Source organism: Pseudomonas sp. PSKL.D1, assembly GCF_028898945.1.
GTDB lineage: Bacteria > Pseudomonadota > Gammaproteobacteria > Pseudomonadales > Pseudomonadaceae > Aquipseudomonas.
This window is the reverse complement of record NZ_CP118607.1, coordinates 3,945,717-3,965,324: the sequence shown is the minus strand read 5'-3', so window position 1 is coordinate 3,965,324 and position 19,608 is coordinate 3,945,717. Positions and strand designations below refer to the sequence as shown.

Sequence of the window (19,608 nt, the reverse complement as noted above, 5' to 3'; positions counted from 1 at the left end):
GCAGCAGCAAACCCTGCAGGCCTGGAACGACACCGCCCAGCGTTATGCGGACGAATACCGTGTGCACCGCCTGATCGAACAGCAGGTCGAGCGCAGCCCCGCAGCCACCGCCCTGGTGTTCGGCGCCCGCCAGCTCAGCTACCGCGAGCTGAACACTGCCGCCAACGCCCTGGCCCATGAGTTGATTGCCCGTGGTGTTGGCCCGGATGTGCTGGTGGGCATCGCCGCCGAGCGCTCGCTGGAGATGGTCATCGGCCTGCTGGCGATTCTCAAGGCGGGTGGCGCCTACCTGCCACTGGACCCGGAGTACCCCGAAGAGCGCCTGGCGTACATGATCGACGACAGCCGCATGGCGCTGTTGCTGCAGCAGCGCGGTTTGAGCCTGCCGGTGCCGGCGACGCTGCCGACGCTGCTGCTGGAAGCGCCTGAAACGGAGCTGGCCGAGTGCGCCAACCCACAGGTCGACGTGGCCCCGGAGCACCTGGCCTACGTGATCTACACCTCGGGTTCCACCGGCAAGCCGAAGGGTGCCGGCAACCGCCACCAGGCCCTGGCCAACCGCCTGCACTGGATGCAGCAGGCCTATGGCCTGGGCGCTGGCGACCGGGTGCTGCAGAAGACGCCGTTCAGCTTCGACGTGTCGGTGTGGGAGTTCTTCTGGCCGCTGATGACCGGCGCGCAGCTGGTGGTCGCCGAGCCGGGAGCGCACCGCGACCCGGCGCGCCTGGTCGAGCTGATCGAGCAGCATGCGGTCAGCACGTTGCACTTCGTGCCGTCGATGCTGCAGGTGTTCCTGCAGTCGCCGGACCTGGGCGGTTGCCACAGCCTGCGGCGCATCGTCTGCAGTGGCGAGGCGCTGCCGCTGGATGCCCAGGCCCAGGTGTTCGCCCGTCTGCCGAAGGCGGCGCTGTACAACCTGTACGGCCCGACCGAGGCGGCCATCGACGTGACGCACTGGACCTGCGTGGAAGAGGGCAGCGACAACGTGCCGATCGGCCGGCCGATCGCCAACCTGCAAACCCACGTGCTGGACGCCGCGCTGCAACCGGTGGTGCCCGGCGTGGCCGGCGAGCTGTACCTCGGTGGCGTGGGCCTGGCGCGCGGTTACCACCGCCGCCCGGCGCTGACCGCCGAGCGCTTCGTGGCCAGCCCGCTGGGTGATGGCGAACGCCTGTACCGCACCGGTGACCTGGTGCGCTACCGCGCCGACGGCGCCCTGGAATACCTGGGCCGTCTGGACCATCAGGTGAAGATCCGTGGCCAGCGCATCGAGCTGGGCGAGATCGAGGCGCGCTTGCTGGACCTGGACCCCGTGCGTGAGGCCGTGGTGCTGGCCCAGCCAGGTGCCGCCGGCCCGCAACTGGTGGGCTACGTGCTGGTCACCGAGGCAGACCTGGAGGCTCAACGCCAGGTGCAATTGCGCGAACGCCTCAAGGCCCACCTCAAAGCCAACCTGCCCGAGTACATGGTGCCCAACCAATGGGTGATGCTCGAGCAATGGCCGCTCAGCCCCAACGGCAAACTGGACCGCAAGGCGTTGCCGGTGCCGCAGGTGGCGCAACAACATCTCTACGTGGCGCCGCAAAGCCCGGTCGAATGCCAGTTGGCTGCGATCTGGCAGGACGTGCTCAAGCTCGAGAAGGTCGGCCTGAACGACCACTTCTTCGAGCTGGGCGGCCACTCTCTTCTCGTCGTGAGCCTGGTTTCACGCATTCAACTCGAGCTTGGTATGAAGGCAACTGCGCAATTGATTTTCCAATACCCGACCCTGGGCGAACTGGCCCGTCAGCTGGAGCAAGGGGGTGACGGCATGGACGACTCCACCCTGAACCAGCTGGAAAGCCTGCTCGACGAAATGGAGGAGGTGTAATGGACCGCTCCGCCGCCCTGCGTATCGCCAAGCGCTTCATCGCCTTGCCGCTGGACAAGCGCCGCCAGTACCTGGCGAAAATGGCCGAGCAGCAGGTTTCGCCTGCCAACCTGCCGATCCCCGAAATCCGTGACGAGCTCGACCAGCTGCCGTTGTCGTTCGCCCAGGAGCGCCAGTGGTTCCTGTGGCAACTGGAGCCTGGCAGCAGCGCCTACCACATCCCCACCGCGCTGCGCCTGCGCGGTCAGCTGGATGCCGCTGCGCTGCAACAGGCGTTCGATGCCCTGGTCGCACGCCACGAAACCCTGCGCACCACCTTCGTCCTCGACGGGGAGCGGCCGCGCCAGCAGGTGCAGGCGCAGTTGCCGCTTGCCATCGAACGCCTCGAGCTGCCAGCAGGCAGCGCGGCGGATGAGCGCGAGGCGCACATCCAGGCGTTGATCGAACAGCAGGTGGCGAAGACTTTCGACCTGGAGCGCGGCCCGCTGGTGCGTGTCGGCCTGCTGGCAGTGGCCGAGGACGAGCATGTGCTGGTGATGGTGCAGCACCATATCGTCTCGGATGGCTGGTCGATGCAGGTGATGGTGGACGAGCTGATGCAACTTTACCTCGGCTTTGTCGAGCAGCGCCCGGTGCACTTGCCGGCACTGGCCATCCAGTACGCCGACTATGCCGTGTGGCAGCGGCGCTGGATGGAGGCCGGTGGCAGCGAGCAGCAGCTGGCTTACTGGCGCGAGCAACTGGGCGATCGCCAGCCGGTGCTGGAACTGCCCACCGACCGCCCGCGTGCGGCCCAGCCAAGCCTGCGTGGCGCACGCTTCGACCTGCCGCTGGACCGCACCCTCAGTCAGGCCCTGCAGGCCCTGGCGCAGCAGGAGCAGGCGACCCTGTTCATGCTGCTGCTGGCCTCGTTCCAGGTGCTGCTGCACCGCTACAGCGGGCAGACCGACATTCGCGTCGGCGTGCCCACCGCTAACCGCAACCGGGTCGAGACCGACCGCCTGCTGGGTTTCTTCGTCAACACCCAGGTGCTGCGTGCCGACGTCGAAGGGCCGCTGGCGTTCAGGGCCGTGCTGCAGCAGGTGAAACAGGCGGTGCTCGGTGCCCAGGCCCACCAGGACCTGCCCTTCGAGCAATTGGTTGAGGCCCTGCAGCCTGATCGCAGCCTCAGCCACAACCCGCTGTTCCAGGTGATGTACAACCACCAGCGCCAGGACCGCCAGGCCCGTGACAACCGCGCCCGGCAGTTGCCGGGGCTGAGCATCGAGGGCATGTTCTGGGAAAGCCACAACGCCTCGTTCGACCTGACCCTGGATACCGTTGAAGGTGAGGATGGCCTTTGGGCATCGCTGACGTATGCCTGCGACCTGTTCGACGCCACTACCATCGAGCGCCTTGGCGGCCACTGGCTGACCCTGCTGCGCGGTATTGTCGCCAACCCGGCGCAATGCATCGCCGAGCTGCCGTTGCTTGCGCAGGCCGAGTGGGATCATCTGCTGGCCGAACGCAACGCGCCGGACTTGCGCCATGTCGATGGCCCGCTGGTGCATGTGCGCATCGCCGAACTGGCGGCGCAGGCTCCCGACGCCACCGCGCTGCTGTTTGGCGACCAGCGCATGAGCTTCGCCGAGCTCGACCAACAGGCCAACCGCCTGGCCCATGCCCTGATCAAGGCAGGCGTCGGCCCGGAAGTGCTGGTGGGTATCGCGCTGGAGCGTGGCCTGCAGATGGTCGTGAGCCTGCTGGCGGTGCTCAAGACCGGCGGTGCCTACACCCCGCTTGACCCGGAATATCCCCGGGAGCGCCTGGCCTACCTGATGCAGGACAGTGGCATGGCGCTGTTGCTCAGTGACCATTCGCTGTTGCAGCGTTTGCCCGTGCCGCAAGGCCTGGCGACCCTGGCGCTGGACCAGCTGGACCTGGCCGCCCAGCCTGGCCATGCGCCCTCGGTGGAGGTGGCTGCCGACAACCTCGCGTACGTCATCTACACCTCCGGCTCCACCGGCCTGCCCAAGGGCGTGGCCGTCGCCCATGGGCCGATCGCCATGCATTGCCGGGCGATCGGAGCCCGTTACGAGATGAGCGCGGCCGACTGCGAGCTGCATTTCATGTCGTTCGCCTTCGACGGGGCCCATGAGCGCTGGCTGACCGCGTTGACCCACGGAGCCTCGTTGCTTATCCGTGACCCGCAGTTGTGGACTCCGGAGCAGACCTACAACGCCATGCACACGCACGGCGTCACCGTGGCAGCGTTCCCGCCGGTCTACCTGCAACAGCTGGCCGAGCATGCAGAGCGCGATGGCAACCCGCCGCCGGTGCGGGTCTACTGCTTTGGTGGTGATGCCGTGGCCGAGGCCAGCTATGCCCTGGCCCGCCGTGTACTGCGCCCGACCTACATCATCAACGGTTACGGCCCGACCGAAACGGTGGTCACGCCGCTGATCTGGAAGGCGGCCGAGCACGACCCCTGCGGCGCCGCGTACGCGCCGATCGGTGACCGTGTCGGCGAGCGCCGAGCCTATGTCTTCGATGCTGACCTCAACCTGCTGCCATTGGGCATCCCCGGTGAACTGTACCTGGGTGGCCAAGGCCTGGCCCGTGGTTACCTGAAGCGCCCGGCGCTGACCGCCGAGCGCTTTGTGCCAGACCCGTTCGGCGAGGGCGCCCGGCTGTACCGCAGTGGCGACCTGGTGAGCCAGCGCGGCAGCGGCATCATCGATTACCTCGGGCGTATCGACCGCCAGGTGAAGGTGCGGGGCTTCCGCATCGAGCTGGGTGAAGTCGAGGCACGCCTGCTCGAAAGCGAGGGCATTCGCGAAGCGGTTGTGGTGGCCTGCGAAGGCCCGAGTGGCCAGCAACTGGTTGGCTACGTGGTGCCTGAAGGGGCCGAGGCCATACTGGCGGACGCTACCCGCGAAGGCGACTTGCGTGAAGCCTTGCGCGCCCGGCTCAAGCAACAGCTGCCCGACTACATGGTGCCGGCGCACCTGCTGGTGCTGGCCAGCCTGCCGCTGACACCCAATGGCAAGGTCGACCGCAAGCGCCTGCCACAACCGGACCTGAGCGCGCTGCAGCAAGCCTACCAGGCGCCGCAGACACCGCTGCAGCAGCAGATTGCCGACATCTGGCAACAGGTGTTGAAGCTTGAGCGTGTAGGGCTGGCGGACAACTTCTTCGAACTGGGTGGCGACTCGATCGTGTCCATCCAGGTGGTGAGCCGGGCACGCGCGCAAGGTATTCATTTCACCCCTAAAGACCTGTTCCAGCATCAGACAGTGCTGGGCCTGGCCCGGGTTGCCCAGGTGGGCGGGCCGGCCCTGCAGGTCGACCAGTCGCCGGTGGTGGGCCCGACGCCACTGCTGCCCGTGCAGCAACTGTTCTTCGAAGACGCCGTGCCGCAACGCCATCACTGGAACCAGTCGTTGCTGCTCAACGCTTCCCAGCCGTTGCATGCCCAGGCCCTGGAGCAGGCACTGCAGGCGATCCTGCGTCACCATGACGCCCTGCGTCTGGTGTTCGAGCACCAGGCCGGGCACTGGCAGGCCAGTTACCGCGGCGTCGAGCAGGCCCAGGCACAGCCTTTGCTGTGGCAGGTCGAAGTGGCCGATGCCGACGCGTTGCTGGCTGCCTGCGAGCGCGCCCAGCGCAGCCTTGACCTGGCGGACGGCCCGTTGCTGCGGGCCATGCTGGCGCAGCTGCCGGATGGCCAGCAGCGGCTGTTGCTGGTCATTCACCACCTGGTGGTGGACGGTGTGTCCTGGCGCATTCTGCTGGAGGACCTGGCCGCTGCCTATGCACGCCAACTGGCCGGCGAACCGGCTGCGTTGCCTGCCAAGACCAGCTCCCTGAAAACCTGGGCCGAACGCCTGCGCGAGTGGGCTCAGGCCGAGGCGCGCCAGGCCCAGGTGCAGCAGTGGCAGGCCAGCCTGCAACAGGCACCGCTTGACCTGCCGCGCGATCGCGCCAGCGAAGACCTGGCCAGCCGCCGCGCGCAGCATGTGCACACCCGCCTTGATGCCTCGGCCACGCGCCAGTTGCTGCAGGCCTGCAACAGCAGCTACAGGACCCAGGTCAACGACCTGTTGCTGGCCGCGCTGGCACGGGTGATGGTGCGCTGGACGGGTGAAGCGTCGTTGCTGATACAGATGGAAGGCCATGGCCGCGAGGCGCTGTTCGACGACATCGACCTGAGCCGCACCGTCGGCTGGTTCACCAGCGTCTACCCGGTACTGCTGACCCCGGCCGCCGACATGCCGGGCTCGATCAAGCAGATCAAGGAACAACTGCGTGCCATCCCCGACAAGGGCCTGGGCTTTGGCGTGCTGCGCCACCTGGGCGACGATGCCACGCGTGCGACGCTGGCGGCACTGCCCAACGCGCGCCTGACCTTCAACTACCTTGGCCAGTTCGACAGCAGTTTCGACACCCGCGAAGGCCAGCTGTGGGCACCCGCCCCCGAGCCGGCAGGTGCCGAGCACAGCGAGCAGGCGCCGCTGGGCAACTGGCTGACCATCAACGGCCAGGTCTACGATGGCCAACTGCGCCTGGGCTGGCATTTCAGCGATGCCCAGTATGACCGCGCGACCATTGAGCAACTGGCTGCACGGTACGCTGACGAACTGCAGGTGTTGATCGCCCACTGCACCAGCCACCCGAACGCCGGCGTCACCTCTTCCGACTTTCCCCTGGCCGGCCTGACGCAGGCCCAGCTTGATGGGTTGCCGGTAGCGGCGGGTCAGATCGAGGACATCTATCCGCTGTCGCCGATGCAGCAGGGCATGCTGTTCCACACCCTCTATGAACAGAATGCCGGCGGCTACATCAACCAGATGCGCATGAACGTCAGCGGCCTGGACCCGCAGCGGTTCCGTGAGGCCTGGCAGCAGGTGCTGGCGCAGCACGAAATCCTGCGTAGCCGTTTCCTCTGGAACCTCGGCGAACGGCCGCTGCAGCTGGTGCACCGGTCGCTGCCGATGCCGATGCGTATCGAAGACCTGCGTGGCTTTGATGACCTCGCAGGGGCGCTGCAAACCCTGGCCCGTCAAGAGCACGATGCCGGATTCGACCTTGGCAGCGCGCCGCTGATGCGCCTGGTTCTGGCCCGTACCGAAGACGACGGTTATCACCTGATCTACACCAGCCACCACATCCTCATGGACGGTTGGAGCAGCGCGCAACTGATGGGTGAAGTGCTGCAGCATTACCGTGGCCAGCCACCTGCTGGCGCACCGGCGCGCTTCCGTGACTACATTGACTGGCTGGAACGCCAGGACCCGCAGCAGTGCGAGGCATTCTGGCGGGGCCAGCTTCAGGCATTGCAGGCACCCACTCGTCTGGCCGAAGCCGTGGCCGGCCAGGTACAGGCCGGTAGCGGGCACGATGATTTGCATGCCCGCCTCAGCATTGAACAGACTCAGCGCCTGCAGGCCAGCGCGCGTCAGCACAAGGTCACCGTCAACACCCTGGTGCAGGGCGCCTGGCAGTTGCTGTTGCAACGCTATACCGGCCAGGCCTGCGTGGCCTTCGGTGCTACGGTGGCAGGGCGCCCGGCCGCGCTGGCGGGGGCCGGGCAGATGATCGGCCTGTTCATCAACACCTTGCCAGTGCTGGGCACACCGCACGCCGGGCTGGCCCTGGGTGAGTGGCTGCAAGGCTTGCAGGCGACCAACCTGGCCGCACGCGAGTACGAGCACACCGCGCTCAACGCTATCCAGCGTTGGGCGGGGCAGGGCGGCGAGGCGCTGTTCGACAACATTCTGGTGTTCGAGAACTACCCGATCTCCGAAGCCCTTCAGGAGGGGGCGCCGCAAGGCTTGGCATTCAGTGAAATCAGCAGCGAAGTGCGCACCAACTACCCGCTGACCCTGGCCGTCAACCTTGGCCAGACACTGTCGTTGCACTACAGCTACGCGCGCGCTCATTACGACAGCACGATCATCGGGCAACTGAACCAGCACTTGCTCAACTTGCTGCTGCAGATCGTCGAGCAGCCAGCGCAGGCGCGCGTCGCCGAGCTGGAATTGCTGATGCCCGCGGAGCGCGAGCTTCAACTTCAGACCTGGAACGATATTCCGGCAATCAGCTATGCCGCCGAAGCGCGTGTGCATGAATTGTTCGAGCAACAGGTACAGCGCACGCCAGACGCCACTGCCCTTGTGTTCGCAGGGCAGGCATTGAGCTACCAGGCGCTGAACACCCGGGCCAACCGCCTGGCGCAGCACCTGATCGAGCTGGGCGTTGGCCCGGATGTGCGCGTGGGCATCGCCCTGCAGCGCAGCGTCGAGATGGTGGTCAGCCTGTTGGCGGTGCTCAAGGCCGGTGGTGCCTATGTGCCGCTGGACCCGGAATACCCGGCCGAGCGCCTGGCCTACATGATCGACGACAGCGGCATCGCGCTGCTGCTGAGCAACCGTGCCAGCCGCCCGGGCCTGCCCCTGGCAGGGCGCGCGCTGCAGGTGCTGGAGGTGGATGCGCTGGCGCTGGAAGGCTACAGCGCGGCCAACCCGGTGAGCGCCGTGGGCGCCGACAACCTGGCCTACATCATCTACACCTCCGGCTCCACCGGGCGCCCGAAAGGGGTGGGCAACCACCACGGTGCCTTGCTCGGGCGCCTGCTGTGGATGCAGCAGGCCTATGGCCTGGAGGCCGGCGAGGGGGTGCTGCAGAAGACCTCGTTCAGCTTCGACGTGTCGGTGTGGGAGTTCCTCTGGCCGCTGAGCGCGGGCGGGCGCCTGGTGCTGGCCGAACCCGGCGACCAGCGTGACCCGGAGCGCCTGGTGGCGCTGATCCAGGCGCAGCAGGTAAGCAGCCTGCACTTTGTGCCGTCGATGTTGCAGGCCTTCATCGAAACCCCGGGGTTGGCCGCCTGCAGCAGCCTCAAGCGGCTGTTCTCGGGCGGTGAGGCGCTGTCGCGCGAGCTGCTTGAACGTGCCCGGCAGCGCCTGCCGGGGGTTGCCCTGTACAACCGCTACGGGCCGGCGGAAGCGGCGATCAACGCCACCCATGGCGAGCGCACGCAAGCCGGCGCGGGCAGTGTGCCGATCGGCCGTGCCCTGCCCAACACCCGCCTGTATGTGCTGGGTGAGAGCGTCGAGCTGTTGCCGTTGGGCGCGGTGGGCGAGCTGTACATCGGTGGTTCGTGCCTGGCCCGTGGCTACCACGGCCAGGCGGCGCTGACCGCCGAGCGCTTCGTGCCGGACCCGTTCGCCGCTGAGGCGGGCGCACGTGCCTACCGCACCGGTGACCTGGTGCGCTACCTGGCCGATGGCCAGGTGGACTACGTGAGCCGGGTCGACCACCAGGTGAAGGTGCGCGGGTTCCGCATCGAGCTGGGTGAAATCGAGACCTGCCTGCTGGACGATGCCCAGGTGCGCGAAGCGGTGGTGCTGGCCCAGCCCGGCCCGGCCGGCGCGCAGCTGGTGGCGTACCTGGTGGTGGAAGGTGGCGCCGACGAAAGCGCGCTGCGCGAGCGGCTCAAGGGCCAGCTCAAGGCGCAGCTGCCCGACTACATGGTGCCGGCACACCTGCTGCTGCTGGACAAGCTGCCGCTCAACCCCAACGGCAAGCTCGACCGCAAGGCCCTGCCGCAGCCGGATGCCCGCCAGGCGCAGGAAGCCTACGTAGCACCGCAGGGGGAGATGGAACAAGCACTGGCAGGCATTTGGCAGGACGTGCTGCGCTTGCCGCAGGTAGGTGCCAGCGACAACTTCTTCGAACTGGGCGGTGACTCGATCATCTCGATCCAGGTGGTCAGCCGCGCCCGTCAGGCCGGCATCCGCTTCAGCCCTAAGGACCTGTTCGAACAACAGACCATCCAGGCATTGGCCCGGGTGGCGCGCCTGGAGGAATTGACGCAACAGGACCAGGGGCCGGTGACAGGCAGCATGCCGCTGTTGCCAATCCAGCAAGGCTTCTTCGACAAAGGCCTGAGCCACCCCGAGCACTGGAACCAGTCAGTTTCCCTCAAGCCCGGCGAGCCGCTGCAGGCGGCCATCCTTGAGCAGGCGCTGGCCGCGCTGGTCAACCACCACGATGCGCTGCGGCTGTGCTTCGCCGGCCAGGGCGAAACGTTGCAGGCCACCCACCTGAGCGTGGCCGAAGTGGCTGCCCGGCAGCAGCACGAAGCGTTGCTGTGGCAGGCCGATGCCGTCGATGGCGACGCCGTGCAGGCCCTGGCCCAGCGTGCCCATACCAGCCTTGACCCCGCACGCGGGCAACTGCTGCGCGCCGTGCTGGCCAACCTGCCGGCTGGCGAGCAACGCCTGTTGCTGGTGATTCACCACCTGGTGGTGGATGGCGTGTCGTGGCGGATTCTCTTTGAAGACCTGCAAACCGCCTATCGGCAACTGGCCGCTGGCCAGCGGGTGCAACTGCCGGCCAAGACGACCAGCTACCAGCAGTGGGGCGAGCGCCTGTCGCGCCATGCCCGTGACGGCGCGCTGGATGCCCAGTTCGATTACTGGCTGACCCAGTCGGCTCCTGTAGACCCTGTGCTGCCGTGCGCCGATCCGCACGCCGCGCAGTACAATCGCGACGCCCACACCGTGCAGGTGCGACTGGGCCGCGAAGTTACCCAGCAGTTGTTGCAGCAGGCCCCTGCCGCCTACCGGACCCAGGTCAACGACCTGCTGTTGACCGCCCTGGCACGCACGCTGGCCGACTGGACCGGCAACGACAGTGCGCTGATCCGCCTGGAAGGCCATGGCCGTGAGGAACTGTTCGACGACGTCGACCTGACCCGCACGGTGGGCTGGTTCACCACGGTGTTCCCGCTGCGCCTGACCCCGCAAGCCGACCTGGCCGCTTCGATCAAGGCGATCAAGGAGCAACTGCGGGCCATCCCGGACAAGGGCCTGGGCTACGGCGTGCTGCGCTACCTGGGCAGTGATGCCCAGCGTCAGGCTCTGGCAGCCCTGGCGCAACCAAAAGTCACCTTTAACTACCTGGGGCAGTTCGATGGCAGTTTCAGCGGCGATGCTGCAGCCCTGTTTGCGCCGTCCGGTGAACCTGCCGGTGCCGACCAGGCCGCGGATGCCCCGCTGGGGAACTGGCTGACCGTCAATGGCCAAGTCTACGACGGGCACCTGAGCCTGGCCTGGACCTTCAGCCGCGAGGTGTTCGACAGCGCGGCCATCGAAGCGCTGGCGCAAGCCTACCTGGCCCAGTTGCAGGCGTTGATCAGCCACTGCATCGCGCCGGGCAACGCGGGGGTGACGCCTTCGGACTTCCCGTTGGCGCGTCTGGACCAGGAGCACCTGGACAAGCTGGCCCCCGAGCCTCGGCAGATCGAGGATCTGTATCCGCTGTCGCCGATGCAGCAGGGCATGCTGTTCCACAGCCTGTACGAGCAGGGCAGTGCCCAGTACCTGGGGCAGATGCGCCTGGATGTCCGCGGCCTGGACCTGGCGCGTTTCCGTCAGGCCTGGCAGGCGGTGATGGACAAGCACGATATCCTGCGCACCAGCTTCCTCTGGGAGGGCCTGGAGCAGCCACTGCAATGCGTGCAGCGCCAGGTCGACATGCCATTCGAGGTGCTCGCCCGGCCTGCCGCCGACGATCTGGCCCAGGCCCTGGATACGCTGGCCGCGGCCGAACGCAGCCGTGGTTTCGAGCTGGCCAGTGCGCCGCTGTTGCGCTTGCTGGCGGTAGACACCGGTGCTGGCCAGCACCACCTGATTTACACCAACCATCACATCCTGATGGATGGCTGGAGCAGTTCGCAGCTGATGGGCGAGGTGATGCAGCATTACACCCACGCCAGCCTGCCTCAAGCCAGTGGCCGCTACCGCGATTACATCGGCTGGTTGCAACGTCAGGATGCCGGCGCTGCCGAGGCGTTCTGGCGCCAGCAACTGGCTGGCCTGGACGCTCCGACTCGCCTGGCAGGCACGGGCGGGCTGGATAGCCTCGGTGCCGCCGGGCAAGGGCACGGTATCCATTCGGTGCGCGTGGCGGGTGAGCGGGCCGAGCGCTTGAACGCTGCGGCGCGCCAGCACAAGGTTACCCTCAATACCTTGATGCAGGCCGCTTGGCTGCTGCTGCTGCAGCGCTACACCCGGCAGGACACGGTGGTGTTCGGCGCCACCGTGGCGGGCCGGCCGATCGAACTGGTCGGTATCGAGAAACAGATCGGCCTGTTCATCAACACGCTGCCGGTAGTCGCCCGTCCTCGCCCCGAGCACAGCGTGGGTGACTGGCTGCAGGCAGTGCAGGCGAAAAACCTGGGCCTGCGTGACTACGAGCACACGCCGCTGTTCGATATCCAGCGCTGGGCCGGGCAGGGCGGCGAGGCGCTGTTCGACAACATCCTGGTGTTCGAGAACTACCCGATCGCCGAGGTGCTTCAGGAAGAAGCGCCGGCCGATCTGGTGTTCGGCAGTGTGGCCAACAATGTGCGCACCAACTACCCGTTGAGCCTGGCGGTTGGCATGGGCAGCAGCCTGGACTTGCACTACAGCCATGACCTGGCGCAGTTCAGCCCGGCGGCTATCGAACGGTTGAACGAACACTTGCTGCAGTTGCTCGACTGGCTGGCCGTAGCGCCACAGCAGACCTGCCTGGGGGCGTTCGAATTTGCCGTGGGCGATGCGCGCGAGGCGATGCTACACAGCTGGCAGGGTGAGCTGCTGCACTACGGCGCAGACGCCGCGGTGCATGCGCTGTTCGAACAACAGGTACAGCGTACGCCAGATGCCACCGCCCTTGTGTTCGCAGGGCAGGCATTGAGCTACCAGGCGCTGAACACCCGGGCCAACCGCCTGGCGCAGCACCTGATCGAGCTGGGCGTTGGCCCGGATGTGCGCGTGGGCATCGCCCTGCAGCGCAGCGTCGAGATGGTGGTCAGCCTGCTGGCGGTGCTCAAGGCCGGTGGTGCCTATGTGCCGCTGGACCCGGAATACCCGGCCGAGCGCCAGGCCTACATGATCGACGACAGCGGCATCGCGCTGCTGCTGAGCAACCGTGCCAGCCGCCCGGGCCTGCCCCTGGCAGGGCGCGCGCTGCAGGTGCTGGAAGTGGATGCGCTGGCGCTGGAAGGCTACAGCGCGGCCAACCCGGTGAGCGCCGTGGGCGCCGACAACCTGGCCTACATCATCTACACCTCCGGCTCCACCGGGCGCCCGAAAGGGGTGGGCAACCACCACGGTGCCTTGCTCGGGCGCCTGCTGTGGATGCAGCAGGCCTATGGCCTGGAGGCCGGCGAGGGGGTGCTGCAGAAGACCTCGTTCAGCTTCGACGTGTCGGTGTGGGAGTTCCTCTGGCCGCTGAGCGCGGGCGGGCGCCTGGTGCTGGCCGAACCCGGCGACCAGCGTGACCCGGAGCGCCTGGTGGCGCTGATCCAGGCGCAGCAGGTAAGCAGCCTGCACTTTGTGCCGTCGATGTTGCAGGCCTTCATCGAAACCCCGGGGTTGGCCGCCTGCAGCAGCCTCAAGCGGCTGTTCTCGGGCGGTGAGGCGCTGTCGCGCGAGCTGCTTGAACGTGCCCGGCAGCGCCTGCCGGGGGTTGCCCTGTACAACCGCTACGGGCCGGCGGAAGCGGCGATCAACGCCACCCATGGCGAGCGCACGCAAGCCGGCGCGGGCAGTGTGCCGATCGGCCGTGCCCTGCCCAACACCCGCCTGTATGTGCTGGGTGAGAGCGTCGAGCTGTTGCCGTTGGGCGCGGTGGGCGAGCTGTACATCGGTGGTTCGTGCCTGGCCCGTGGCTACCACGGCCAGGCGGCGCTGACCGCCGAGCGCTTCGTGCCGGACCCGTTCGCCGCTGAGGCGGGCGCACGTGCCTACCGCACCGGTGACCTGGTGCGCTACCTGGCCGATGGCCAGGTGGACTACGTGAGCCGGGTCGACCACCAGGTGAAGGTGCGCGGGTTCCGCATCGAGCTGGGTGAAATCGAGACCTGCCTGCTGGACGATGCCCAGGTGCGCGAAGCGGTGGTGCTGGCCCAGCCCGGCCCGGCCGGCGCGCAGCTGGTGGCGTACCTGGTGGTGGAAGGTGGCGCCGACGAAAGCGCGCTGCGCGAGCGGCTCAAGGGCCAGCTCAAGGCGCAGCTGCCCGACTACATGGTGCCGGCACACCTGCTGCTGCTGGACAAGCTGCCGCTCAACCCCAACGGCAAGCTCGACCGCAAGGCCCTGCCGCAGCCGGATGCCCGCCAGGCGCAGGAAGCCTACGTGGCACCGCAGGGGGAGATGGAGCAAGCACTGGCAGGCATTTGGCAGGACGTGCTGCGCTTGCCGCAGGTAGGTGCCAGCGACAACTTCTTCGAACTGGGCGGTGACTCGATCATCTCGATCCAGGTGGTCAGCCGCGCCCGTCAGGCCGGCATCCGCTTCAGCCCCAAGGACCTGTTCGAACAACAGACCATCCAGGCATTGGCCCGGGTGGCGCGCCTGGAGGAATTGACGCAACAGGACCAGGGGCCAGTGACAGGCAGCATGCCGCTGTTGCCGATCCAGCAAGGCTTCTTCGGCACGGCCATGACCACACGCCATCACTGGAACCAGTCGGTGGTGCTGCAGATGCGCATGGCGGTGGATGCCGAGCATCTGGAACGGGCACTGCATGCGCTGCTGAGCCATCACGATGCCCTGCGCCTGCGCTTTATCGAGCAGGCCGCTGGCTGGCAGGCCGAGCATGCGGCACCGCATGTGCAAGCGGCGCTGCTCTGGCAAGCCGAACTGGCCGACGAAAACGCGTGGCTGCCACTGGCCGAACAGGCCCAGGCCAGCCTCGATCTGGCCAATGGGCCGCTGCTGCGCGCGGTGCTGGCCACGCTGCCCAATGGAGAGCAACGCCTGTTGCTGGTGATTCACCACCTGGTGGTGGATGGCGTGTCGTGGCGGATCCTCTTCGAAGACCTGCAAACCGCCTACCAGCAACTGGCCGCCGGCCAGCCCGTGCAGTTGCCGGCCAAGACCAGCAGCTATCAGCAGTGGGGCCAGCGCCTGCAGGCCCACGCACAGATGCCTGCCTTGGCTAGCCAGTTCGACTACTGGCTGGCGCAACTGCAAGGCACGCCGATCAACCTGCCCAGCCACAACCCGCAAGGCTCCCAACACAGCCGTCATGTGCAGACCGTGCGCACGCGCCTGGACCAGGGCGTGACCCAGCGCTTGTTGCAGCAGGCCCCTGCCGCCTACCGGACCCAAGTCAACGACCTGCTGTTGACCGCCCTGGCACGCACGCTGGCCGACTGGACCGGCAACGACAGTGCGCTGATCCGCCTGGAAGGCCATGGCCGTGAGGAACTGTTTGACGATGTCGACCTGACCCGCACGGTGGGCTGGTTCACCACGGTGTTCCCGCTGCGCCTGACCCCGCAGGCCGACCTGGCCGCTTCGATCAAGGCGATCAAGGAGCAACTGCGGGCCATCCCGGACAAGGGCCTGGGCTACGGCGTGCTGCGCCACCTGGGCAGCGATGCCCAGCGCGAGGCACTGGCTGCCCTGGCGCAGCCGAAAGTCACCTTCAACTACCTGGGCCAGTTCGACGGCAGTTTTGCCGCTGACGACGAGGCCGCACTGTTCGTACCTTGCTCCGCCCATGGCGGTGCCGAACAAGGTGCCGATGCCGAGCTGAACAACGACCTGCTGGTCAATGGCAGGGTCTTCAATGGCGAACTGAGCCTGAACTGGACTTTCAGCCGCGAGCGTTATGCCCCGGAAGTGATCCAGCAACTGGCCGATCGCTACAGCACGCAACTGGCGGCGTTGATCGAACACTGCCTGCTGGCCGACAGTGCCGGCGTGACGCCGTCGGACTTCCCGTTGACCGGCCTGGACCAGGCTCAGCTCGATGCCTTGCCGGTGGCACCGCAGGACATCGAGGACATCTACCCGATGTCGCCGATGCAGATGGGTATGTACTTCCATTCGCTGGCCGAGCCCGATGCGCAGCTTTACATCAACCAGACCAGTGTGCCGGTCGAGGGCCTGGACGTGCAGCGCATGCAGGCTGCCTGGGACACCGTGATCGCCCGTCACGAGGTGCTGCGCAGCAGCTTCCACGGCAATGCCGGCAGTGCCGAGCCCTTGCAAGTGGTGCACCGCGCCGCGCGCATGCCGTTCACCGTGCTGGACTGGCGCGACCGCGAAGTGGATGCGCAGGCGCTGGCCGGCCTGGCCCGCCAATGTGCGGCCAACTTCGACCTGCAGGCCGCGCCACTGATGCGCCTGACCCTGGTAAGGCTGGACGCCCAGCGCCATCAGTTGATCTGGACCCGTCACCACCTGCTGATGGACGGCTGGAGCAACTCACAATTGCTTGCCGAAGTGTTCGTGGCCTATGCCGGGCAGGCACTGCCGGCCAAGCAAGGGCGCTACCGCGATTACATCGCCTGGTTGCAAGCGCAGCCGCAAACCGCCCTGGAAGGGTTCTGGAAAGGCAAGCTGGCCGGCCTGGAAGCGCCCACCCTGCTGGCCGACAGCCTGTACCCCAAGGCCGATGCAAGCCTGGCCGGCCATGCGGCGCTGTACCTGGACTGGGACGCGGCGCGTACCGCGCGGCTGCGTGAGCAGGCCCAGCGCCTGCGGGTCACGCCCAACACACTGGTGCAGGCCGTCTGGCTGATCCTGCTGCAGCGCTACAGTGGTCGCCAGCAGGTATGCTTCGGCGCCACGGTGGCGGGCCGCCCTGCGACCCTGCCGGGTTCGGAGCAGATGCTCGGGCTGTTCATCAACACATTGCCGATCATCCAGGCGCCTGCGCCGGGCCAGCGCTTCGACCAGTGGCTGCTGGAGCTGCAAGCCTACAACCTGGAAGTCCGCGACCACGAGCATGCGGCGTTGGCCGACGTGCAGCGCTGGTCGGGCCAAGGTGGCCAGGCATTGTTCGACAGCATCATCGTGTTCGAGAACTACCCGGTGGATGAACGCCTGCAGGGCCTGGGCCAGGGCGAGCTGCGCTTTGGCCAGGCCGAGGGCCGCGATGTCACCAACTACGCCATGGACTTGGCGGTGAACCTGGGTGAGCGCCTGAACATCGAGTTCCTGTACCTGCGCAACCGCTTCACCGAGCAGGGCACTGCGCAGATTCGCGACAGCTTCGAACACCTGCTGCAGAGCGTGCTCGATGCCCCGGCGCAGATGATCGGCAACCTGGGCATTCTGGGGCAGGCGCAATGCCGCCTGCTGAGCGAGGCAAACCGCCTGCCGGCAATGCACACCGGTGCCGCCTCGCTGCTTGAACGCCTGCAGGCCAACGCCGTGCAACGGCCACAGGCGCTCGCGGTGGTCTGCGACGACGTTTCCCTGACCTTCGCCGAGCTGGAGCTGCGCGCCAACCGCCTGGCCAACCGCCTGGCGGCCGAAGGTGTCGGCCCGGAAGTGCTGGTCGGCATCGCCCTGGAGCGCTCGGTCGACGTCATCGTGGCGTTCTATGCCGTGCTCAAGGCCGGTGGTGGCTACGTGCCGCTGGACATCGACTACCCCGCCGAACGCCTGCAGTGGATCGCCGAGAACTCGGCGATGGCCCTGCTGCTGACCCAGGCCACGGTGACCGAGCGCCTGCCCGCGCTGACGCAGGTACGCCGACTGGTGCTGGAGCAGTTGGACCTGCAGGGCGCTGGCGACCATGCCCCGCAGCCGCAAGTGCATGACGACAGCCTGGCGTATGTGATCTACACCTCCGGCTCCACCGGCAGGCCAAAAGGCGTGGCCGTGGCACGAGGGCCGCTGCAGATGCATTGCGAAGCCATCATCGAGCGCTACGCGATGACCCCGCAGACCCGCGAGCTGCTGTTCATGTCGTTCGCCTTTGACGGTGCGCAGGAGCGTTGGCTGTCGACATTGCTGGCCGGTGGCGGCCTGGTGCTGCGCGGCAACCGCCTGTGGACGGCGCAAGAGACCTGGGATGCGCTGCACACCCATGGCATCAGCATTGCCTGCTTCCCTCCGGCCTACCTGCAACAACTGGCGGAATACGGGCAAGGCCGCGACAACCCGCCACCGGTGCAGGTCTATTGCTTCGGTGGCGATGCGGTAGCCGAGGCCAGCTTTGAACTGGTGCGGCGCAACCTGCGACCGCGCTGGATCACCAATGGCTATGGCCCGACCGAAACCGTGGTCACGCCACTGCTGTGGAAGGCTGGCGACGCTGACGTTTGTGGCGCGGCCGTGGCACCCATTGGCCAACGGGTCGGCAGCCGTACCCTGTACGTGCTCGACGATCAGCTCAACCCGCTGCCGCATGGCGTGGTCGGTGAACTCTACATCGGTGGCATCGGCCTTGCCCGCGGTTACCGCGCGCAGCCTGGCCTGAGTGCCGAACGCTTCATCGCCGACCCGTTTGGCGGCGAGGGTGGCCGGCTGTACCGTACCGGTGACCTGGTGCGCCTGCGTGAAGACGGTGTGATGGACTACATGGGCAGGGTGGACCATCAGGTCAAGGTGCGTGGTTTCCGTATCGAATTGGGTGAGATCGAGGCTTGCCTGCGCCGTGAGCCGGGGGTGCGTGATGCCCTCGTGGTGGCGCGCGACGTGCAAGGCAGCCGCCAGCTGGTCGGCTACGTGACAACCGAGGGCGGGGTCGACGGCGACAGCCTGCGCGCCGCCTTGCAAGGGCAGCTGCCTGACTACATGGTGCCTGCGCAGATCGTGTTGCTCGAGGCGTTCCCGCTCAGCCCCAATGGCAAGGTCGACCGCAAGGCATTGCCGGATCCGCAACTGCAGCGCGCTGCCTACCTGGCGCCGCGCAATGCCCTGGAACGTGCGCTGGCGCAGATCTGGCAGGAGGTGCTGGAGCTCGAGCGGGTGGGCATGACCGACAACTTCTTCGAGTTGGGTGGTGACTCGCTACGTACCCTCAAGGTACTGAGCAAGGTCCGCGCGCAACCGGAGCTGGGCCTGACCCTGAGCCTGCGCGACATGATGAGCAAGCCTACCATCGCCGAACTGTCGGGCTACCAGCCCGAGGCCGAGCGTGCGCTCGACCCGCTGTTACCGCTCAATGGCAAAGTTGCAGGCCGGGCGCCGCTGTTCTGCCTGCACGCAGGGTTCGGCACGGTGTTCGACTACGAGCCGCTGGCCCGCAGCCTGGAGGGCATCCGCAGCGTGTATGGCCTGCAATGCCGCATGCAGATCGATCGCCAGTGGCGTGACGAGTCGCTGGCTGCCATGGCCATCGACTATGCCCAGTACATCCGCCAGAAGCAGGCGCATGGCCCGTACTACCTGCTGGGCTGGTCGCTGGGTGGCCCGCTGGCGGTGCTGGTGGCCCACGAACTGGAGCGTCAGGGGCAGCAGGTGGCCTGGCTGGGCCTGGCGGACAGCTACGTGCCACGCGCCCAGGGCACCTCGCCAGCAGCGGACTGGGGGCACGAACTGCGCCAGTTCCTCAGCATCGCGTTGAATCGGGCGCCTGAACAGTTGCCTGCCTTCGCCTTGCCTGCCGGGGAGGATGCGGTTCGGATCCAGGGGTTGATCGAAGGGCTGCTGCGTGAGCGGGATGACTGGCGCGCGCACCTGAACTTCTCGGTCGACGACCTGGCCCACACCTTCGTCGTGGCCATGCGGCTCAAGGCGCTGGGTGAACAGCAGCAGGCGTTGCCCGCGTTGCAGGCACCGACGCTGTGCTGGTGGAACGCCGACGCCGAGCGGCCGAGCCGGGCAGCGTTCGAGCAGGCATTGGGCAATGTGCAGGCAAGCCACCGAGTGGCGGCCACGCACTTCCAGATGCTGCAGCACCCGATGCTGATCGAGCAGGCGTGTGATTGCCTGGAGCAAGCGCAGGCCCTGCACGGCTGA

2 protein-coding genes (1 of these 2 cut by a window edge) are annotated in these 19,608 nt (G+C 67.2%); both read left to right on the top strand.

The genetic code is table 11. The annotated features are described in order from the left end of the window. Positions 1-1,870, top strand: partial view of a non-ribosomal peptide synthetase gene (locus PVV54_RS17525; protein WP_274906473.1) — the 3' end only. Its footprint begins 7,787 nt before the window's first position; the window shows 1,870 of its 9,657 coding nt (coding positions 7,788-9,657); its start codon lies beyond the left edge, outside the window; its stop codon occupies positions 1,868-1,870. Then, entirely contained in the window at positions 1,870-19,608 is a 17,739-nt protein-coding gene (locus PVV54_RS17520; RefSeq protein ID WP_274906472.1) for a non-ribosomal peptide synthase/polyketide synthase, read from the top strand. Before PVV54_RS17525 ends, PVV54_RS17520 begins: the two co-directional genes overlap by 1 nt.